The 20,400-nt window shown below is 35.1% G+C and carries 21 protein-coding genes; all 21 read left to right on the top strand.

From position 1 onward, the window contains the following. The first annotated feature begins 7 nt into the window (after positions 1 to 7). The 21 genes from dprA (at position 8) to WKK_RS00685 (ending at position 20,277) form a co-directional block, all read left to right on the top strand. Positions 8 to 886 carry a DNA-processing protein DprA gene (gene dprA, locus WKK_RS00785; RefSeq protein WP_013989141.1) on the top strand — a complete coding sequence of 293 codons (879 nt, stop codon included), beginning with the start codon at positions 8 to 10 and terminating at the stop codon, positions 884 to 886. 285 nt (positions 887 to 1,171) lie between these two features. Then, on the top strand, positions 1,172 to 2,539 hold the full coding sequence (locus WKK_RS00780) for a Na+/H+ antiporter NhaC family protein (RefSeq protein ID WP_013989140.1): 1,368 nt from the start codon (positions 1,172 to 1,174) through the stop codon (positions 2,537 to 2,539). Between the two features lie 145 nt (positions 2,540 to 2,684). Further along, a complete protein-coding gene (gene ruvA, locus WKK_RS00775; RefSeq protein WP_006845546.1) occupies positions 2,685 to 3,278 on the top strand; it encodes a Holliday junction branch migration protein RuvA in 594 nt (197 codons plus the stop codon). 22 nt (positions 3,279 to 3,300) lie between these two features. Then, a complete protein-coding gene (gene ruvB / locus WKK_RS07125; protein WP_006845545.1) occupies positions 3,301 to 4,311 on the top strand; it encodes a Holliday junction branch migration DNA helicase RuvB in 1,011 nt (336 codons plus the stop codon). 3 nt (positions 4,312 to 4,314) lie between these two features. Then, positions 4,315 to 5,361, top strand: coding sequence for a tRNA preQ1(34) S-adenosylmethionine ribosyltransferase-isomerase QueA (queA, locus tag WKK_RS07120; protein ID WP_013989139.1), 1,047 nt, complete (start codon positions 4,315 to 4,317; stop codon positions 5,359 to 5,361). A 74-nt stretch (positions 5,362 to 5,435) separates the two neighbouring features. Beyond that, positions 5,436 to 6,587, top strand: a complete 1,152-nt coding sequence (gene tgt, locus WKK_RS00760; RefSeq protein ID WP_038241098.1) for a tRNA guanosine(34) transglycosylase Tgt — start codon at positions 5,436 to 5,438, stop codon at positions 6,585 to 6,587. Positions 6,588 to 6,605: 18 nt separating this feature from the next. Further along, complete coding sequence (gene yajC / locus WKK_RS00755) at positions 6,606 to 6,971, top strand: preprotein translocase subunit YajC (protein WP_006845542.1); 366 nt, start codon at positions 6,606 to 6,608, stop codon at positions 6,969 to 6,971. A gap of 99 nt (positions 6,972 to 7,070) precedes the next feature. Further along, entirely contained in the window at positions 7,071 to 8,189 is a 1,119-nt protein-coding gene (dinB, locus tag WKK_RS00750; RefSeq protein WP_013989138.1) for a DNA polymerase IV, read from the top strand. 79 nt (positions 8,190 to 8,268) lie between these two features. Then, positions 8,269 to 9,201, top strand: coding sequence for a DHH family phosphoesterase (locus WKK_RS00745; protein ID WP_013989137.1), 933 nt, complete (start codon positions 8,269 to 8,271; stop codon positions 9,199 to 9,201). Between the two features lie 32 nt (positions 9,202 to 9,233). After that, the gene (locus tag WKK_RS00740; protein ID WP_006845539.1) at positions 9,234 to 10,604 is read left to right on the top strand and encodes a DEAD/DEAH box helicase; all 1,371 of its coding nucleotides are present in this window, start codon (positions 9,234 to 9,236) and stop codon (positions 10,602 to 10,604) included. A gap of 19 nt (positions 10,605 to 10,623) precedes the next feature. After that, positions 10,624 to 11,550 (top strand): YitT family protein, encoded by a 927-nt coding sequence (locus WKK_RS00735; RefSeq protein ID WP_006845538.1) that lies wholly within the window; start codon positions 10,624 to 10,626, stop codon positions 11,548 to 11,550. 16 nt (positions 11,551 to 11,566) lie between these two features. After that, entirely contained in the window at positions 11,567 to 11,752 is a 186-nt protein-coding gene (locus WKK_RS00730) for a 2-hydroxymuconate tautomerase (RefSeq protein WP_006845537.1), read from the top strand. A 189-nt stretch (positions 11,753 to 11,941) separates the two neighbouring features. Continuing rightward, positions 11,942 to 13,444, top strand: coding sequence for a glycerol kinase GlpK (gene glpK, locus WKK_RS00725; RefSeq protein WP_013989136.1), 1,503 nt, complete (start codon positions 11,942 to 11,944; stop codon positions 13,442 to 13,444). Between the two features lie 167 nt (positions 13,445 to 13,611). Beyond that, positions 13,612 to 14,337 (top strand): YebC/PmpR family DNA-binding transcriptional regulator, encoded by a 726-nt coding sequence (locus WKK_RS00720; RefSeq protein ID WP_013989135.1) that lies wholly within the window; start codon positions 13,612 to 13,614, stop codon positions 14,335 to 14,337. A 110-nt stretch (positions 14,338 to 14,447) separates the two neighbouring features. After that, positions 14,448 to 15,341 (top strand): competence type IV pilus ATPase ComGA, encoded by an 894-nt coding sequence (comGA, locus tag WKK_RS00715; RefSeq protein WP_013989134.1) that lies wholly within the window; start codon positions 14,448 to 14,450, stop codon positions 15,339 to 15,341. Next, on the top strand, positions 15,331 to 16,332 hold the full coding sequence (locus WKK_RS00710; RefSeq protein WP_006845533.1) for a type II secretion system F family protein: 1,002 nt from the start codon (positions 15,331 to 15,333) through the stop codon (positions 16,330 to 16,332). The genes comGA and WKK_RS00710 overlap by 11 nt, the downstream gene beginning before the upstream one ends. Further along, on the top strand, positions 16,326 to 16,646 hold the full coding sequence (locus WKK_RS00705) for a competence type IV pilus major pilin ComGC (RefSeq protein ID WP_013989133.1): 321 nt from the start codon (positions 16,326 to 16,328) through the stop codon (positions 16,644 to 16,646). Before WKK_RS00710 ends, WKK_RS00705 begins: the two co-directional genes overlap by 7 nt. Further along, on the top strand, positions 16,643 to 17,062 hold the full coding sequence (locus WKK_RS00700; RefSeq protein WP_148235958.1) for a prepilin-type N-terminal cleavage/methylation domain-containing protein: 420 nt from the start codon (positions 16,643 to 16,645) through the stop codon (positions 17,060 to 17,062). Before WKK_RS00705 ends, WKK_RS00700 begins: the two co-directional genes overlap by 4 nt. A gap of 167 nt (positions 17,063 to 17,229) precedes the next feature. Continuing rightward, positions 17,230 to 17,712, top strand: coding sequence for a type II secretion system protein (locus WKK_RS00695; protein WP_013989130.1), 483 nt, complete (start codon positions 17,230 to 17,232; stop codon positions 17,710 to 17,712). A 277-nt stretch (positions 17,713 to 17,989) separates the two neighbouring features. Continuing rightward, positions 17,990 to 18,991, top strand: coding sequence for a class I SAM-dependent methyltransferase (locus WKK_RS00690; RefSeq protein ID WP_006845527.1), 1,002 nt, complete (start codon positions 17,990 to 17,992; stop codon positions 18,989 to 18,991). A 101-nt stretch (positions 18,992 to 19,092) separates the two neighbouring features. Next, positions 19,093 to 20,277 (top strand): acetate/propionate family kinase, encoded by a 1,185-nt coding sequence (locus tag WKK_RS00685; RefSeq protein ID WP_013989129.1) that lies wholly within the window; start codon positions 19,093 to 19,095, stop codon positions 20,275 to 20,277. The last annotated feature ends 123 nt before the right edge of the window (positions 20,278 to 20,400 follow it).

The following is a 20,400-nucleotide window of genomic DNA, read 5'->3' as shown; positions in this document are numbered from 1 at the left end:
GTGGTCTATGACAAATCGAATTTTTATTTTAGTTTTATTGTTAATTCCAAAAATAACCTTGGAACAGCGTATTAAAATTTATCAAAATATTGATTGGCCTCAAGAACAGTCCTGGTCGTCATGGATGGACTGTTTAATGATTGCTATGGATAAACTTAATTTAGCTAAAAAGATTGGCTTAGACAATTTGTTAGAAGATTTAATTGAACAATTACGACGAATCGAAAGAACAGATTATATTTGTATTTTAGATGAATTTTATCCATTAAAATTACATGTATTAGCATATCCGCCACTGGTTTTGTTTTATCAAGGTAATTTGGACTTGTTAAAAACGCCTTGTTTAGCGATTGTTGGGGCACGTAAAAATAGTAGCTATGGTAATTTTTTATTGCAATCTTGGATTCCATCTTTAAATACGGCGGGATTAACTATTGTTTCAGGGTTAGCTGAGGGTATTGATGCGATTGCTCATCATAATACCTTAAAGGTTGGGGGACGCACGATTGGTGTGTTGGGGACGGGTTTGAATCAAATTTATCCACGGCACCATAAGAGGCTCCAACAAACTATTGGCGAAAAAGGATTAGTTATTAGTGAATATTTACCAAATCAGGGTCCTCGTAAATATCAATTTCCGCAAAGAAATCGTTTGATTGCGGCTTTAAGTCACTGCGTATTGGTAGTAGAAGCACGGTACAGATCGGGATCTTTAATTACTGCTGATTTAGCACTTGATTTAAACCGAGGTGTTTTGACCATTCCAGGTCGGGTGGACTTTGCCTTATCAAGGGGTTGTAATGAATTATTAGTACAGGGTGCTCAACCAGTTTTATCTGCTAAAGATGTGATATCAGCTTTTAATGAATATTATTGGTTAAATTAATATAAAACTTTTTGTATATTTGTAAGATAATTAAAATGGTTGACAGTTTATGAAAATTTGGTTAGACTTTTGATATTCAGTAGACGACCTTATTCAATGTCAGAGAAGCCACGGTTGCTGTGAGTGGTGCAGGTAATTTCGTTGAACTATTAACAATTTAACTTTGTAAAGTGACTCGTTCTTTTTTGGACGGGTAATTTTGGGTGGTACCGCGGAAAATGATGCTTCGTCCCAACTACGTTTTTTAACGTAGTTGGGACTTTTTTATTGAAAAGGAAAATGAATATGAATGAAAATACAAATAAAGTGAGCTTTAAATTAGCATTAAGTATTGTTCTAGGACTTATTTTGATTTTTAGTACTGGAATTATTGGTCTCAATCTTCCAGCTTTTATGCCATTGATTGTCAGCTTAGTTTTACTCACGATAATATTACGTTTTAAAAAAGTTTCATGGTCTGAGATGCAAGATAACATATTGGCAGGGATAAGAACTGGTTTAGCTCCATTATTTTTATTCTTATTAATTGGTATGCTAATTGCATTGTGGATGGGAACTGGAGTCATCCCCTCAATGTTATGGTTAGGGTTTAAGTCAGCTAATAGTACATGGTTTTTGCCAAGTACCTTATTAGTAACTGCTTTGGTTGGTTCAATGATTGGTTCAGCCTTTACTACAATTGGAACAGTAGGGGTAGCCTTAATGGGGGTGGGAGTAACGCTTGGATTTAACCCAGCCTTAGTAGCAGGGGCAATTTTATCAGGAGCAATTTTTGGAGATAAATCATCACCATTATCGGATTCTACGAACTTAGCAGCGTCAATTGCTGAAACTGATCTATTTGCACATATTAAAAATTTAATGTGGACGACTTTACCAGCATTATTAGGTTCTTTGATAATTTTTATTATTCTTGGTTTGGGTCATCATGGTGGATCAACAAGTCGGTTAGCTACACTAAGTCAATTGATTACACCCACTTGGTGGAGCATTATTCCGCTGGTATTACTAGTCGGTATGGCCATTTTGAAAGTTCCAGCTATTCCAACTTTATTATTAAACATTGGCTTGACTGGTACGGTATACTTGTTTAATCATTCACCCCAAGCCCTTAGTCAAATTTTAATGGACGGATTTAAAACAACATCAACTAATCCTAATTTAGTAAACCTTTTAAATCGTGGAGGAATGATGTCGATGATGCCAACTGTCATCGTTATTATGTTAGCATTATCTTTAGGTGGAATTTTAACGGAACAACGGATTCTACAAACGGTTATGGCGCCACTTTCACAAAAAATTAATTCAGCATCTGGAGTCTTAACTGGTGTAATCTTTACAGGAATTGCCGCAAATTTTTTAATCGGAGAACAATACCTGTCTACGATATTACCTGGACAACTTTGGAAACCAGCTTTTGACCGAATTAAATTGAGTCGTTTGGCTTTAGGAAGAGCATTAGAAGATTCAGGAACTGTTATGAACTACTTAGTTCCATGGGGAGTTGCCGGTAGCTTTGCGGCTCAAACTTTGGGAGTTCCAGTGGCAGATTTTGCGCCTTTTGTTTTCTTTGCCATCTTGTCGCCAGTCTTTTCGTTATTATCAGCTTGGACGGGAATTGGAATAAAAAAAGAAAATCAGGATGTTAAATAAGGTGTTTGAATTTAGGTAATAAATCCTATTTACTAATAATTTATTCCAGATAATCTATATTGAATTAGTTATTTGACATGGTCGTTTATTCTTCCAGATAGGTTATAATTAATTTATGCGATTTTAGATGAGGGGAAATGAGATAATGTATGAATATTTAAATGGCTTAATTACAGTTTTAGCGCCAAAATTTATTGTCGTTGAAGCCGGTGGAGTTGGGTATCGGGTTATCGTTGGTAATCCCTACGCCTTTGAACAAAATAAGTCAGCCAAGGTTTATATTGAACAGATTTTACGCCAAGATGAAGAAACGTTATATGGCTTTCAAACGTCTGGTGAAAAACAGCTTTTTGAGCAATTACTAGCTGTTTCTGGGATTGGACCGAAGAGTGCTTTAGCAATTTTAGCAAATTCTGATCATACCGGTCTTATTCAGGCCATTGTTTCGGGTGATGTTAATTATTTGGTTAAGTTCCCCGGTATCGGAAAAAAGACTGCGCAACAAATTGTCCTTGATTTACAGAATAATTTAGCTAAATTACCATTTGATTTTAATAATATTACTGGAATTGAGCAACCAAAACAGTCGGAAAATCCAGCATTAGATGATGCTTTGGAAGCTTTAAAAGCGCTTGGGTACGGAGCGCGTGAAGTAGATAAGGTGTCTAATAAATTGGCAGCCTTAGATACTTTGGATACTGCTGGATATGTTTCAGCAGGTTTAAAATTGTTTAACTAAGTAAGCCTGAAGGAGTAATAACATGAGTGATGGGATTTTAGATCAAACGTCCCTGAATCCGGACGAGGAGCAAAGTGATCTTAATTTAAGGCCTAATACGTTGAAACAGTACATCGGGCAAGCAGAATTAAAAGAACGTTTGCAAGTTTATATTCAAGCGGCTAAACAACGAGAAGAAGCATTAGATCACACGTTGCTCTATGGTCCACCAGGACTTGGTAAAACAACTCTTGCACTGGTAATTGCGACAGAGCTAGGAGTTAATATTAAAACGACGACAGGTCCTGTTATTGAAAAGCAGGGAGACTTACTGGCAGTTTTAAATGAATTACAACCAGGCGATGTTTTGTTTATTGATGAAATTCATCGTTTACCTAAAACGGTCGAAGAAATGTTATATTCTGCTATGGAAGATTTTTATGTTGATATCATTGTGGGCGAAGGTGAAAATTCACGACCTGTGCATTTTCCGCTGCCTCCTTTTACATTGATTGGGGCAACAACCCGTGGTGGAATGCTTTCGCAACCATTGCGAGATCGTTTCGGAATCGTTGAACATATGAATTATTATAATCAACAAGAGCTTAGTGAAATTATTTTGCGCTCAGCTGGTGTATTCGGGATTGAAATTGAGAAATCTGGGGCAGCAGAGTTAGCTCGAAGATCTCATGGGACACCACGAATTGCAAATCGCCTTTTACGCCGAGTTAGAGACTTTGCTATGGTCAAAAATTATGATTCGATTGATTTGTCCTTGGTGGATTTTGCCTTAGGATTGCTCAAAATTGATCGATCGGGATTAGATCAAGTTGATTTAAAAATTCTGAATACGATGATTGAAAATTATGATGGTGGACCGGTAGGGATTAAAACATTGGCGGCAAATGTTGGTGAAGAAGTTGATACTATTGAGTCAATGTATGAACCATACTTATTGCAGATCGGTTATCTAAAAAGAACACCACGCGGTCGTATGGTGACTATGAAAGCCTATGATCATCTGCAAATTGCTTATGATAAAGAAAGAAGATAAAAAATGAATTTATCAAATTATACTTTGGATGATTTTGATTATGATTTACCAGTAGAATTGATTGCACAAACTCCATTAGAAAAAAGGGATACTTCACGTTTATTAGCATTGAATGCAGATACTGGGATGCTTGAAGATCGTCATTTTTACGATATTTTAGAATATTTAAAGCCAGGTGATGCTATTGTGATGAATAATTCGCGAGTGTTGCCTGCACGACTTCATGGAATTCGCCCTGAGACAGGTGGTCACGTTGAAGTATTGATGCTTCGACAAGATCATGGGGATGTCTGGGAGACTTTGGTTAATCCGGCCCGTAAATATCCAATTGGTGCGGAAATTTCCTTTGGGAATGGTGAATTAACTGCCACGGTAACTGAAGAGCTAGAGCACGGTGGCCGAATGGTCGAATTTCATTATAATGGAATTTTCTTGGAAATTTTGGAATCCTTAGGTGAAATGCCTTTGCCACCTTATATTAAGGAAAAATTGGAAGATCAAGAACGTTATCAAACAGTTTATTCTAAGGTAAATGGATCAGCAGCAGCACCAACAGCTGGATTGCATTGGACACCGGAATTACTACAAAAAGTTGCAGATAAGGGTGTTAAACTAGTAGAATTGACTTTACACGTTGGATTGGGAACTTTTCGACCAGTTGAAACTAATAATTTAGAAGATCATAAGATGCATTCTGAATTTTACCAATTAAATCAATCTGCAGCTGATACTTTGAATGATGTCAGGGCAAATGGCGGTCGGATTATTGCGACTGGAACGACTTCCATTAGGACTTTGGAGACCATTGGGTCAAAGTTCAATGGGGAACTAAAAGCTGATTCTGGATGGACTGATATCTTTATCAAGCCGGGTTATCAATGGACAACGGTTGATGCTTTTATCACTAATTTCCATTTACCAAAATCAACTTTGGTAATGCTGGTGGCGGCTTTTACGGGACGAGAAAATATTTTAAATGCTTATCAGCATGCTATTGAAGAACAATATCGTTTCTTTTCATTTGGAGATGCGATGTTTATTCATCATTAAAAGGAGAAAAAATGCGTCAATATAGTGAATTTGATCAATTTTTAATGGAAAAATATCCATTAAAAGAAGAATTAATGAATGATCCCAAGCGGCCAGTTGTTTATGAATTATTGCATGTTGAAAAACATACTGGTGCACGTTTAGGAAGAATTTATACACGGCATGGAGTGGTACATACGCCAATGTTTATGCCAGTTGGAACTCAAGCTTCAGTTAAAAATGTTTCACCGCGAGATTTAGAGGATATTAATTCTCAATTTATTCTTTCAAATACTTATCATTTATGGGTTCGTCCAGGAGATGAGTTAATCGCTAAAGCTGGTGGGTTGCATAAATTTATGCAGTGGAACGGACCAATTTTAACTGATTCAGGTGGGTTCCAAGTTTGGTCATTGTCTAAAAACAATAAGATTTCTGAAAAAGGTGTTGATTTTAAGAACCATGTTGATGGCTCACAGATGTTCCTCTCGCCAGAAGTAGCTATGTCAATTCAAAATAATTTGGGATCTGATGTAATGATGCAACTCGATGAGGCAATACCATATTTTGAAACTTATGATTATGTTAAAAATTCAGTTGAACGAACGACCCGCTGGGCCAAAAGAGCTAAGGAAGCTCATAATCGGCCAAATGATCAAGCTTTGTTTGGAATTATTCAGGGAGCGGGATTCAAAGACTTACGTAAACTTTCTGCAGATGGTTTGATCGATTTAGACCTACCTGGTTATGCAGTAGGGGGGCTTTCTGTTGGTGAATCTAAGGAAGAAATGAATCGTGTACTTGATTTCACCGTGGATTGGATGCCAGCGGATAAGCCTCGTTATTTGATGGGAGTAGCAGCCCCAGACTCATTAATTGATTCAGCTATCCGGGGAATTGATATGTTTGATTGCGTTTTGCCAACTCGAATTGCTCGAAATGGATCACTAATGACAAAGCATGGTCGAATTGTCATAACAAATAGTAAGTATAAAGATGACTTTAGCTTAATTGATGAAGATACTGAAGATTATGGTTCAAATACGTTTACTAAAGCTTATTTACATCACTTATTTAAGGCCAATGAATTGTATGGTCAAAATATTGCATCTGTTCACAATTTAAGATATCTGTTAAAGTTAATGGAAGAGATGCGTGAGGCAATCTATCATGATGAATTATTAGATTTCAGAGCGCAAGTTTTGGAAGATTATGGTTATAATCAGCCAAATGCACGGTTGTTTTAGAGAAGGAGATTTTAACACATGTCACAAAGTTTATTGATTTTTGTTGCGTTTATCGCCTTGATGTATTTCATGATGATTCGCCCACAACAAAAAACTGCAAAAAAGCGTCAAAGTATGTTAAACGAAATAAAGCCAGGTACTGAAATTGTTACCATTGGTGGTTTGCATGGTAAGATTGATTCACTTGATAAAGATACATTTAGTCTTGATGCTGATGGTGTATTCTTAACTTTTGAACGGTCTGCTATTAGAACAGTCGTTGAGAATAAGGATGCAGCTGAAGTAGTTGAAACTACAGATGCTCCAGTAGTAGCAGAAAACACAAAGATTGTTGATGAAACTAGTTCTGTTAAAGAGGATGCTGTTTCAACAAAAGAAGATTAATTTTTAATCTGGTGAGGAGGCTTGGTGTATTTATATCCAAGTCTCTTTTTATATCGACATAATGTTTAAATGCATTCTAAAGTTAGGATAGTAAATGATATGGCTGATTTATTTGATATTCCATTAAAATTAAATAGTGATCGTCATATTATACATATTGATATGGATGCATTTTATGCGCAAATTGAAATGCGAGACCATCCAGAATATCGAGATGAAGCAATAATTTTGGCCAATGATCCACGTTTAACGGGAGGACGTGGAGTAGTTGCAACTGCTAATTATCAAGCTCGTAAACTAGGGGTGCATTCAGCAATGAGTGCTGTAGAAGCCTTGAAATTGGCACCTCATGCCCGTTTCGTAGTTCCTAATTTCAAATTATATCGAAAAACGTCTCAATTAGTTCATGAAATTTTCCATCGATATACCGAAAAAATAGAACCAGTAGCGTTTGATGAAGCCTATTTGGATGTTACTAATGATTTATCGACATTTGATTCAGATTTAGATTTGGCGCATCATTTGCAACAGACGATTTTTGATGAATTAAAGCTTACCTCATCGGTGGGCGTTTCATATAACAAATTTATGGCTAAGTTAGCTTCAGAACACAATAAACCGGTCGGATTTACATATATTGATCCTAGCCAAATTAGAGAATTTTTGAATGATCTTAAGATTCAAGAAATTCGAGGGATTGGTAAAAAAACGATTCCTAAAATGAACGATTTGGGAATCTATAATGGATATGATTTATATCAGCAAAGTCAAGCGACCTTGATTGATCATTTTGGTCGTGCAGGTTTTGATTTTTATCAAAGAATTCGAGGAGTTGATGATCGTGAGGTGGAGTGGAAAAGAGAACGAAAATCGATTGGAAATGAAAGAACTTATGGTCCCTTTTTATCTGAAGAAGCTGATGTTTTCGAGGCATTTCATCATTTAGCTAATTTATTAGAAACGTCCGTGCAACAAGAAAAAAAGCATGGAAAGACTTTAGTATTGAAAGTTAGAGATTCAGAATTTAAAACTGAAACACGGCGTCGAACTAATCTAGACTTTATGGAAAATAAAGCTGATTTATTTTACGATTTGGCATTGGAACTTTGGGATGAATTAGGAGGTTTTCAAGAACCAATTCGGTTATTAGGATTGACGATGACGAATTTGGCACCAATAACTTTTACCGATGTTCCGCTGGATTTATATGGGGTTTAACCAGCTTATCTGTGCTATAATTTGTTGTTAGTGATTAGAAAATAATTAAAAATATAATTGAAAGAATTGAGATAAAAATATGACGGCTGAAACAGTTATTTTAGAGCAAATTAAAAAGCATGATACAATTATCATTCATCGACATCAAAGACCCGATCCAGATGCTTTTGGTGCACAATTTGGTCTAGCGGATTTAATTCAAAACTCATTCCCAGAAAAAAAAGTTTATACAGTTGGTAAAATGCAACACAGTGCCCTTTGGATGGGAACTATGGATGAAATTGAGGACCAACTCTATGAGGATGCACTAGTTATTGTAGTAGATACTGCCAATACTCCCCGAGTGGATGATCAACGTTGGGAACAAGGGGATACAATTGTAAAAATTGACCATCATCCAAACGAAGAACCTTATGGAGATTATAATTGGGTGATTGAAGGTGCCTCTTCAACCTCTGCAATAATTTTTAGTTTCTATCAACAATTTAAAAATGAATTAGCGTTATCAAATAGTGGTGCTTCATATTTGTATAACGGAATTGTTGGTGATACTGGAAGATTCTTATATGCTACAAATGCTAAGACAATGGAAGTTGTTGCAGGATTAATGGAATTTGATTTTGATTGGTTTAAAATTAATCAAATGATGGATACTATTTCACCAGCTGCTGCTAAAATGTCTGGTTATGTTTTAAGTAATATGCAAATGAACGATCTAGGTTTAAATTATATTATTTTGAAACATGATGTTGTTGAAAGCTTTGAATTGGGAGATTTTGGGACTGCCTTTGTAGTGCCACTCTTAGGAAAAGTTAATACGATGAAAGCTTGGATTATCTTTGAAGAACAAGAAGAAGGTTTTTATCGAGTTCGCATGCGCTCTCGTGACGTGGTCATTAACAAAGTTGCGGCACGTCACGGTGGAGGTGGACACCCATTTGCTTCGGGTGCTTTAGCACAAGATCAAACTGAAATAAACACAATTATTGATGAAGTTAATGCTGTATTATAAACAACCATTAACGAATAAAACAGGAGAAATTAATGGCAAAATTTACGGATTATAATTTAAAATCAGAAATATATCAAGCTCTAGGTGCAATCAACTTTAAAGAGCCAACACCGGTTCAAGAGAAAATGATTCCAGTGATTCTACAAGGTCGTTCAGTTGTGGGACAGTCACAAACTGGATCGGGTAAGACTCATGCTTTCTTGATCCCAATCTTTGAAAAATTGAATTTAACGGAATCAACAGTACAAGTTATTATCACTACACCTTCAAGAGAATTAGCGGCTCAAATTAATCGTGCTGCTAAGCAAATTGCGGATATGTTTGATGAAAAAATTCGGCCTCAAATCGGGTACTACGTTGGTGGAACCGATAAAGCCCGTCAAACTGCACAACTAGAAAATAAACAACCACAAATTGTTATCGGAACACCTGGTCGAATTCATGACCTTTCAAAAAATGGAGCTTTAGATATACATAAAGCATCAACTTTAGTTATTGATGAAGCTGATATGACATTGGATGGTGGTTTCTTACCAGATGTTGATGCGATTGCTGGAGCGTTGCCAAGTGATCTACAAATGATGGTATTTTCGGCTACGATTCCTAAAAAATTACAACCATTTTTGAAAAAGTATTTAAATAACCCAATTATTGAAGAAATTCCAAGTGAGACGGTAATTGCTAATACTATTACAAATCTATTGGTTGGAACTAAGGGTAAGACAAAAGATGAAGTCGTTTATAGTTTGTTAACGATGGGTAATCCATACATGGCCTTAGTATTTACTAATACTAAGGTTCGTGCCAAAGAATTGGCTAAGTATTTACGACAACAGGGACTTAAAGTTGCTGAAATTCACGGAGATATTCAACCACGAGAACGTCGTCGAGTGATGACTGCTATTCAACGACTTGATTATCAATATGTCGTGGCAACCGACTTAGCCGCTCGAGGAATTGATATTCCAGGGGTTGACTTGATTATTAATGATGGTATTCCAAATGAATTGGAATTCTTTATTCATCGAGTTGGACGAACTGGTCGTAATGGTCAAACTGGAACGGCAATTACAATTTATAATCCAGATGAAGAAGACCGAGTAGCTAGTGTTGAAAAAATGGGGATTGAATTCCAACCTAAAAACTTTAGTCATGGGGAATTGAAGGACGGAATTGATCGTCGTCGTCGTCGTCAACGACATAAGTCTACCCAAAAGCTTGATCCAACGATGTTGGGGATGGTTAAAAAGAAGAAGAAGCACGTTAAACCAGGATATAAGCATCAAATTAAGGCAGCAATTGCTAAAGATGCTCGCTTTAAGAAACGAGTTTCTGACCGTGAAGAGTTACGTGCTAATCGTAAGACTAAAAAGAAAGCATCTGATCAGGCTCGCGGAAAATAACATTTAGGAGGAAGATGCTTTGGTTTGGACATCAGTTAAAAATTACAGTATCCTCGTGGGGGGATTTATATTTGGTTCATTACTTGTTGCGGTATCCATGAATTTCTTCTTTATTCCTAATAATATTTTTTCAGCTGGATTTAATGGAATTGCGCAACTGTTAAATTTATTTTTGACCTATTTGTTTCATATTCATATTGAAGTAGGAACAATGATTTTGGTCTTTAATATTCCGATTGCGATTGCAGGTTGGTTTTGGGCTGGTCGTCGTTTCGTAGTATTAAGTTTCTTGAACAATTTATTGGCATCTGGTCTACAAGTTTGGATGCCAAAAGTGAGCATTGTAAATAATGAGCCGATCTTAGCTGCGTTATTTGGTGGAATGTTATTAGGGGTTGCCATTGGGATTACTTTTAGATTAGGTTTTTCTACTGGTGGAATGGATGTTGTTGCTGCTATTGTTCAAAAACGAACGGGTCGGTCAATTGGATCTGTTAGTATGATGATTAATGGGGGTATAGTTTTGATTGCCGGCTTCTTTATTGGCTGGCAAAATGCGATGTATACGATTATTGGAATTTATGCAACATCTGTTGCTATGGATAATATTTATACTAAACACCGAAAATTAACCGCATTTATTGTCACAAAGCATCCTGATGAAGTCATTGAAAACTTACAGGCGAATGTTGTTCGTGGTATTACAATTCTTGATTCTGTGGGTGCCTATACCAAGCACCCATCAAAAACATTGATGATGGTCCTTTCGCGTTATGAATTAGCAGATATGGAAAATTTAACTAAAGAAGCTGATCCAGATGCCTTCATCAATGTATTGAATACTGTAAATGTATCTAATAATTTCATTAATGAGGATTTACAGCGTCAAATTCAGGTTGAGAAAATTGCTGCTAAAAAGCAAATTTCAGATGTTTTAAATAATTAATAATAGGAGAGAAAAGATGCCATTTGTACATGTTGAATTAGTAGAAGGACGTTCAGAAGCTCAATTAAAAGCAATGATGTCAGAAATTACAGATGCAGTCGAAAAAAATGCCGGCGCACCACGTGATGCAATTAAAGTAATCGTTAATGAAATGCCTAAAAATCGTTATATGGATGGCGGAACTCTAAAGTCCGAAGCATAAAATAAAGTTATCTTTATTTTTAAAGCACGTATTAGCTTAAAATGTGAAAAAACGTTTGATATTACGATTATAGGGGACTGAGATAGTTTTAGCTTAGTCAATAATTTAGGTGAGGCAAACTTGCCTCGCCTTTTTATTTAAAAATATTTAACCAACTAATTTTTATTTGAGGGTAATAGGTAAAAAATAATGACAAAAGAATATGTAATGGCAATTGATCAAGGAACCACTAGTACTCGCGTCATTTTATATGATAAAAATGGTAATACAGTAGGGATGGTTAAAAAAGAGCTACCTCAAATTTTTCAGGAGCCAGGCTGGGTTGAACACGATGCAAATCAAATTTGGATTGACACTGAGTGGTTGATGCAGCAAGTTTTAACAAAATATGATATTCCTGCTCAGGAGATTGATTCAATTGGAATTACTAATCAACGCGAAACAACAGTTTTATGGGACCGAGAAACCGGTGAACCAGTAGCGCCAGCTATTGTTTGGCAATCTAAGCAGTCAAATATAATGGCTGATAAACTCAAAGAAAATCATTTAGAAGAAAAAATATATGATAAAACGGGTCTATGGATTGATTCATATTTTTCAGCAACTAAAATAATGTGGTTATTAGACCAAAATTCAGAATTAAAACAATTGATGGATGAGAATCGACTTCGTTTTGGGACAATAGATTCGTGGCTGTTGTGGAAGCTCACTAGAGGAAAGGTCCATGCTACGGATTATACCAATGCATCACGAACTATGCTTTTTAATATTCATACTTTGCAATGGGATCCAGAGTTATTGGAGCTTTATGGAATTAACCCAAACTTATTGCCGAAAGTTAAAAATTCATCAGATGATTTTGGTGAAACGATTCTGAAAGGTGTTCCAATTAAGATTGGAGCATTAGCTGGTGATCAGCAAGCTGCCTTGTTTGGACATCAAGCATTTAAGCCTGGTTCTATTAAAAGTACATATGGGACTGGCGCGTTTATTGTCATGAACACTGGAGATCAACCAAAAGTTTCAAAGCATGGTTTGCTAACAACGATTGCTTATGGTTTAAACGGAAAAATCACATATGCACTTGAAGGTTCAATTTTCGTCGCTGGATCAGCAGTTCAGTGGTTAGAAGAAGGAATGGATATCATTGATAATTCAGCAATGTCAGCAGAATATGCTTATCAGTCAAGCCAGTCAGTTCCTTATCAAGATATTTACCTGGTACCAGCTTTTACGGGCCTTGGTGCACCTTATTGGGATCAAAAAATTCGTGGAGCTGCTTTTGGATTAACTAGAGCAACTCGAAATCAAGATTTGGTACGAGCTACAATTGAATCTTTGGCATATCAAACTAAAGATGTTTTAGATGTAATGACCGTTGATACAGGACTCACACGAACTCATCTGTCTATTGATGGTGGTGCTGCAGCGAACGAATATTTGCATGAATTTATGGCTGATTTACTTCAAATAAAAATCACGAGACCACGAAAACTTGAAATGACTGCTCGTGGAATTGCGTATTTAGCTGGATTACAAAGTGGATTTTGGTCATCTATTGATCAACTACCCGATAATCCTGAGATGCTAACGGTTGACTATAATGAAGAGCATAAACAGACAATGCAAAAACATTATGAAAATTGGCAAAAATCCGTTAAAGCTGCTCAAAAGTTTGCATATCATCGATAATTTTTTTATTATCATTAAAGTTAAAAATAATAACCGAATTAGTTTAGTAAAGAGTAATGATATTTAAATCAAATATATTTGGTTCAAATATTGATATTGTTGTAAATTTGATTTATTATATAATTAATGAGTAGACTGTCAAAATAGATTGAAAAGAGGTTTTTGAAATGTCAGGACACAGTAAGTGGCATAACATTCAAGGACGTAAGAACGCCCAAGATGCTAAACGTGGAAAAATTTTCCAAAAGTTATCACGTGACTTATATACTGCGGCTAAGTCGGGTGGAGTAGATCCAGATGGTAACCCTGGATTACGGTTAGTGATGGAAAAAGCAAAAGCAGCTAACATGCCTAAGGACAACGTGCAACGTGCCCTTGATAAGGCTTCTGGTGCTGGTGGTGCAAATTACCAAGAGTTAACATATGAAGGTTATGGACCAGCTGGAATTGCTGTTTTGGTTGAAACATTGACTGATAACACTAATCGAACTGCTTCAAATGTTCGTTCTGCCTTTAAGCATGCTGGTGGAGAATTGGGAACTTCTGGTTCAGTTGCTTTTCAGTTTGAACGTAAGGGATATATCGAAATTGCCCGTGGTGAAGACGCTCCTGAAATTGATGAAGATCAATTGTTTGAGGACATGTTAGAAGCTGGTGCCGATGATATGAAGACGTATGATGATCAATTTGAAATTTATACAGATCCAAAGGTTTTCCCAGAAGTTCGAGATGCACTAGAAGCAAAAGGTTACACATTGATTAATGATGAAGTAACAATGATCGCTGATAATCCAATGGAAGTTCCAGAAGATAATGCAGAATCATTAGCAAAACTAGTTGAAGAATTAGAAGCTGATGATGATGTTTCCGCGGTATTTACTACAGCTGAATAATAATTTTTTTAAAGTCAAATGTGCATTAGCGCGTTTGGCTTTTTATTTTATTTTAAAAATTAAAAAACACTTTATGTTTTATTGGTTCCTTACTGTGTAAGGGGGTCAAAATGACAATTGAAAATATTTTTAATGAATTAGTTGAATGTGTTATTAAAGAAAAGGGGAGTGATTTATATATTTTACCGTCCAGTAATTATTATCGTATTATTATGATTACTAATAATGGTTTAAAAAAATTGCGGCAAGTTGAAGTTGATATTGGCTTACGGTTGCTTCGTTATATTAAGTTTTGTAGTGGGATGGATATTAGTGAAACACGTAGACCTCAGTTAAGTAGAATGACTTACCAAGTAGGGGGAACTAATTACAATTGTAGAATTTCAAGCGTTGGTGATTTTTTGAATAAAGAATCAATGGTTATTAGATTTTTATATCAAATTTGCAATATAGGTATTAAATTTAAAGATCCTGAACCAATTTATAAGTTAATTGAATCAGTAAAAAATATGAGTGGCTTAATTTTATTAAGTGGGAGGACAGGAGTTGGTAAAACAAGTACACTTTATTATGCTATTCAGCAGTTAAAAACAGCTCGATTGGTACTAAGCATTGAAGATCCAGTTGAAATTGAAGATAGTGAAATATTACAACTTCAAATCAATACACTTGCTGATATGAGCTATCAACAATTATTGAAATTGGCATTACGACATCATCCTGAAATTTTAATTATTGGAGAAATTAGAGACTCTAAAACTGCAAAAATAGCGGTTGAAGCCGGGATGAGCGGTCATTTGGTTTTGAGCACTGTACATGCCGATTCTTGTTTAGGAGTATGGTATCGCATGCTGGGGTTGGGCGTAGATGAGTGGGCATTGAAACATGTTTTATCAGGCGTTGGTTATCAAATAATGACAACGGTAAATGCTGAAAAAATGGCTGATTTACAGTATTTAACCCAACAAGATTTATTGATTGAAATGGAGAAAAATGGGATTTAAACGTTCGCAATGGTCGCGTCATGATCAAGTGCAATTTTTTGAAGTTTTAGGAGATTTACTAAATTCAGGCTATTCACTACAAGACGCATTAAATTCGATTCAAATGTTGCAGCCTAAAAATAGAAATATATTAGAAAGTGTTTTATTGGATATGAGGCAAGGAACAAGTTTTGAACTGGCGATTAAATCATATATGCCAATTAGAATAAATTTTCAATTAAGCTTTATTCAATTGCACGGCAATATGAGGGTAGTAGTGCAAGAGATTGGTAAACAAGAATATATTCATTTTATTCATCAACAAAAAATTAAAATGTTGTTATTATATCCAGGAATATTGCTGCTTTTAGTAACTTTATTAGGTATTGGATTAGTATTATTTTTCTCGAATGATATTTGGTCTAATAATAGCAATACATTATTAAATTCTCCTGAATTGTTAGGGATGGGCTTGGTATTAATTTTAATAATAATAATAATAATTTTGATGAAAAACGTATTTCGTAAAACTATTTTAAATTATTGGTATCTTTATTCAAAAATTCCACTTTTAAATAAGATATTAAATTTGTTGATATCTTATTATTTTTTATTTCATATGGGAATTTTATTGAAATCAGGGGTTAGCTTAGCAACAGTCATTACACGAATTAATAGAGTGAGGACAGTTCCTTTTATTGAAATGCTTGGTTCGGAGATGCAAAAACATCTTTTACAGGGTGAAGATTTAGTAACTGCCTTAAAAGAAATGCCTTTTTTACCAATAGAAGCAGAATGCTTATTTAAGACTGGTAAATCACAAGCGACAATTGGCTGCGATTTTATTCGCCTAGCTCTTTTGAAGAAAGAACAATTAGATCGTTTGATGGAAAGAGTATTGTTGTTAATCCAGCCAATTTGTTTTGGCATAATTGGATGTTTGATTATCGCATTATATTTGAAGTTTTTATTACCGATTTATTCTAATATGGGGGATTTTAACGGATGGTGAAAAAAAGAAAAGGTTTTACATTGATCGAAGTGGTAACTGCGTTATTTATAATTGGGTTATTAACAATGTTGATTTTGCCCAATATTCATAGAGTTCGCGATATTGCTAATCGACGTCAGGCAGAAACGATGGAAAGAACAATTCAAAGCCAAGCTGATTTATATTTATTAGAGCATCCAGAAGACAGGCCTGTCACTAAGGAAAAATTGTTAAAGGACAACTATTTAAGCAATCAACAATCAGCTCGTATGGAACAATTAGGTCTTGATTTTGACCATGAAGGGAATGTAAAACGCCACAAAAACGGGAAATGATGAAATCGAAAAGATCAGGTTTTACAATGATTGAAGTTCTTATAGCAGCGATGTTGACGTTTTTAATATTAAGTACATTCGCGTATTTTAAACCTTCAACCCCAACTAAGCAAAACTGGGCTAACTTTAGACGAGAGTTACAATTTGAAGTTGATAGAGCGCGTAATTTGTCACAAACATCTCAGGTTTTAATTGAGGGTTGTGAACAAAAAGATAATCGAGCAATTATGATACAAAATAGAATGAAGTCTATGGTTTACTTACCCGAGGGGTGGGCTGTATATTATGGTGCTATTTCAGTACACTCGGGTTGGGTCCAACCTGGAACCATAACGCTTAAAAATCTTAAAAAGAAAGAATTTAAAGAATTAGTTTTCTCAATGGGGTGGGGTGATTTTGATCTTAGAACGCCGTAAAGGATATTTGATGTTAGATGCTTTGTTGGCTTTAGTTGTTATATGTCAAACAACAATTACTTGTCAGATGGTCATATCTAATCATCATCAAAATACAAACAGATTAATTCAGGAACAGATAAAGTTGTCAAAACAATTGCAAGAGGTAAGAGAACAGTGGGCGATTTATGCAAGTTGAACGAAAGGCATTTTCACTGGTTGAGGTTTTGGCTTCGCTTTTTGTTTTGGGGATAGTGGCTCAAATGATTACGGTCAATGTACACCAGTTAATTAATTTCAAGATATTAGAAGAAAAAGACTATTTTAAATATCAAGCCAACCGATTAATTTTAGATTTAAATCATCCTAAGCTAAATTTAAAATTTGTTATGGGTAATACTAAAATTGAAAAGAGACCAGTTTATCATTTTTATTCTAAAAAAAATAATAAAGATTATCGGTTGATAATTTGGCATCGACGGTTAGTTCTAACGGGTAGTAATAAAGGGTTTATGCCATTGAGCAAAGGCATTTATGTAGAAAAAATATTAACATCTGATAAACCTAATTATTTTAATATTATTATCAGGGAATTGGAGCATCTTAAGCATACCGGTAGAAATGACGACTGCTTATATGCGAAACGCATAATTTATTTAAACAATGATTAATGTAAATAGAGGATTTATATTGCGTAGAAAAGGACATATTACAGTAACAATTTTATTGTTTAGTTTGGTATGTATGACAACTTTGAATTGTTTTTCACGAATTGAACGTAGACAATATGCAGTAATAATTGAACAAAATAAACGACTAAAACGTGAAATTAAACATTATCGATTACTGATTGAACGAGAGAATAAGCAGAAAACATCCCTTGCTAAAAGCTTTAAAAATGACTAAACTGAAAATTATATTTAATATAAAATTTTTAGAGGTGAAAGCATGTTTGAAAAAATTGAGCAAGCAGTTAATGTTCTACAATTAACGCGGAATGAAATAAGCGATGAAATGGATATTTCATCTATTGAAGCTTTAATAGAAGTGTTTTCTATGATTGTGGAGCATGATCATGAAGATTTGAACATGTTAGATCAAGAAATGGTTACGGCTTGGGAAAACAATGTAAATTCATTGTCATTAGAAAAAATGAACGTTACAGATAGACGTCAAATTTTACAATTGGTTTTGGTGGGAACTTTGATGGAGGACCAGTTACAGGCTAATTATCAAATTACACCAGACGCTATAGGAATGTGGGTAGCATATTTTGTAGATCAGTTTAATAATATAGAAAATAAGAGTAATCTATCAATATTAGATTTGGGAGTTGGGTCAGGTAATTTGAGTGCAACAATTCAGCAAGTCGTTGAAAATGGTGATCAGGTTAAAATAACGGGAATTGATAATGACGATACAATGCTTACCTTGGCAAGTGGAATGAATTCAATTTTAGGTTATGATTGGAATTTACAGTTAGCCGATGCTGTTGATTTTAATTTCACGAATAAATTTAATATCGTAGTGGGTGACTTACCAGTTGGAATGTATCCTAAACAGGTCGAAGATGGCTATAACGTTAAAACTAAACAAGATAACGATTTAACATACGTTCACCATTTATTGATTGAAAAAGCATTGAATACATTGGTTCCTGGTGGGACAGCTTTATTGCTAGTTCCCGAAAACATCCTAGAAACAGAGCAAGGTCCTGATCTTTTAAGACTATTTGCAGATGATACAGTTCTACTACAGGCAATTATTAAATTCCCTCAAAAGCTGTTTAAACAAGGAGCAGTTGGTAAAGAGTTAATGATTTTACAAAGGCGTGATGAAAGTCATACTCAAGCTGAACCTGTTTTGTTAGCCCAAATACCAGAAATCGGTGATAGTTCCTCTAATAAACAATTTATTGGAGACTTCTTAGACTGGAAAACTAAGATTTAGAAATAGCAAACCCTAGATTCTTATTTTCATGGTAAAATATAATTTATATAAAGTTACTATTAACTTTGATGTAATGCGAAAAATAAAGGAGATATTTAAGAATGGCGAAGACAATAGCAATTAATGCAGGATCTTCATCTTTGAAATTTCAATTAATTGAAATGCCAAGTGAAGAGGTAATTGCAAAGGGACAAATTGAACGAATCGGACTATCTGATTCTATTTTTTCATTGAAATTTAATGGAGAAAAGTTTGAAAACATCTTAGATATCAAAGATCATGAGCAAGGAATTGCTTATGTACTTGAACAATTTAAGCAACACGGTGTAATTTCTGATATTCAAGAAATTACAGGTGTAGGACATCGTGTCGTTGCTGGGGGTGAATGGTATAATCATTCCGTAGTAATCGATGACGATGTTATGGAGAAATTACAAAAACTAATTGATTATGCACCACTACATGAACCAGCTAACATTGTAGGGATTAAGACTTTTAAAAAATTAATTCCAAATGCATTATCAGTTGCAGTTTTCGACACTGCCTTTCATCAGACAATGCCGCAAGTTAACTATTTATATGGTTTACCATATGAATATTATACGAAGTACGGTGCACGTAAATATGGTGCACATGGAACTTCACACCGTTATATTTCAGCTCGTGCCGCTGAAATGTTAGGTAAGCCATTAGAATCACTAAAGGTTATTACATTGCATTTGGGAGCTGGATCATCAATTACAGCCATTAAGGATGGAAAGTCATTTGATACTTCAATGGGCTTCACACCATTAGCTGGAGTAATGATGGCTACGCGAACGGGTGACATTGATCCATCATTAGTTAACTATATCCAAGAGCGTGAAGGATTAACTAATGAGCAAATGCTTGAAATTATGAACAAAAAGTCTGGTTTGTTAGGAGTGTCTACTATTTCTTCAGATATGCGTGATTTGAAAGAAGTAGCCGAAACTAATCCACATGCTAAGTTAGCTATTGATATGTGGGAAGACCGTGTTCTACGATATATTGGTCAATATATCGTAGAAATGGGCGGTGTGGACGTCTTAGTATTTTCTGGTGGAGTTGGAGAAAATTCTAAGGAACAACGTTCTCACATTATTGAACGCTTGAACTTTATGGGTATTAAGATGGACGAATCAAAGAATGATGTTTACGGTAAAGAAACAATTTTGACTGCCGAAGGATCAACTGCTGAGGTTTTGATTGTGCCAACAGATGAAGAAATCATGATTGCACGCGATGTTGAATCATTGAAAAAGTAAATTTAATTTTAAAAGAGCTGGATAGACGAATTTACGTGTATCTAGTTCTTTTTAATTCCAAGGTAAAATTCAGTCAATTTTTTAAAATAAATCATAATATAATTTATACGGTCCGAAAAGGTG

The organism is Weissella koreensis KACC 15510 (assembly GCF_000219805.1).
Classification (GTDB): Bacteria; Bacillota; Bacilli; order Lactobacillales; family Lactobacillaceae; genus Weissella; species Weissella koreensis.
This window is presented reverse-complemented; position numbering and strand designations above follow the sequence as displayed.

Excerpts from the sequence above, each read along its gene's own strand:
- tgt (WP_038241098.1), top strand. The coding sequence starts at position 5,436 with ATGAATGATCCCAAGCGGCCAGTTGTTTATGAATTATTGCATGTTGAA.
- WKK_RS00745 (WP_013989137.1), top strand. The coding sequence starts at position 8,269 with ATGACGGCTGAAACAGTTATTTTAGAGCAAATTAAAAAGCATGATACA.
- WKK_RS00700 (WP_148235958.1), top strand. The coding sequence starts at position 16,643 with ATGATGAAATCGAAAAGATCAGGTTTTACAATGATTGAAGTTCTTATA.
- WKK_RS00730 (WP_006845537.1), top strand. The coding sequence starts at position 11,567 with ATGCCATTTGTACATGTTGAATTAGTAGAAGGACGTTCAGAAGCTCAA.
- WKK_RS00690 (WP_006845527.1), top strand. The coding sequence starts at position 17,990 with ATGTTTGAAAAAATTGAGCAAGCAGTTAATGTTCTACAATTAACGCGG.
- ruvB (WP_006845545.1), top strand. The coding sequence starts at position 3,301 with ATGAGTGATGGGATTTTAGATCAAACGTCCCTGAATCCGGACGAGGAG.
- glpK (WP_013989136.1), top strand. The coding sequence starts at position 11,942 with ATGACAAAAGAATATGTAATGGCAATTGATCAAGGAACCACTAGTACT.
- dprA (WP_013989141.1), top strand. The coding sequence starts at position 8 with ATGACAAATCGAATTTTTATTTTAGTTTTATTGTTAATTCCAAAAATA.
- WKK_RS00710 (WP_006845533.1), top strand. The coding sequence starts at position 15,331 with ATGGGATTTAAACGTTCGCAATGGTCGCGTCATGATCAAGTGCAATTT.
- WKK_RS00705 (WP_013989133.1), top strand. The coding sequence starts at position 16,326 with ATGGTGAAAAAAAGAAAAGGTTTTACATTGATCGAAGTGGTAACTGCG.
- comGA (WP_013989134.1), top strand. The coding sequence starts at position 14,448 with ATGACAATTGAAAATATTTTTAATGAATTAGTTGAATGTGTTATTAAA.
- dinB (WP_013989138.1), top strand. The coding sequence starts at position 7,071 with ATGGCTGATTTATTTGATATTCCATTAAAATTAAATAGTGATCGTCAT.
- queA (WP_013989139.1), top strand. The coding sequence starts at position 4,315 with ATGAATTTATCAAATTATACTTTGGATGATTTTGATTATGATTTACCA.
- ruvA (WP_006845546.1), top strand. The coding sequence starts at position 2,685 with ATGTATGAATATTTAAATGGCTTAATTACAGTTTTAGCGCCAAAATTT.
- WKK_RS00780 (WP_013989140.1), top strand. The coding sequence starts at position 1,172 with ATGAATGAAAATACAAATAAAGTGAGCTTTAAATTAGCATTAAGTATT.
- yajC (WP_006845542.1), top strand. The coding sequence starts at position 6,606 with ATGTCACAAAGTTTATTGATTTTTGTTGCGTTTATCGCCTTGATGTAT.
- WKK_RS00740 (WP_006845539.1), top strand. The coding sequence starts at position 9,234 with ATGGCAAAATTTACGGATTATAATTTAAAATCAGAAATATATCAAGCT.
- WKK_RS00685 (WP_013989129.1), top strand. The coding sequence starts at position 19,093 with ATGGCGAAGACAATAGCAATTAATGCAGGATCTTCATCTTTGAAATTT.
- WKK_RS00720 (WP_013989135.1), top strand. The coding sequence starts at position 13,612 with ATGTCAGGACACAGTAAGTGGCATAACATTCAAGGACGTAAGAACGCC.
- WKK_RS00695 (WP_013989130.1), top strand. The coding sequence starts at position 17,230 with ATGCAAGTTGAACGAAAGGCATTTTCACTGGTTGAGGTTTTGGCTTCG.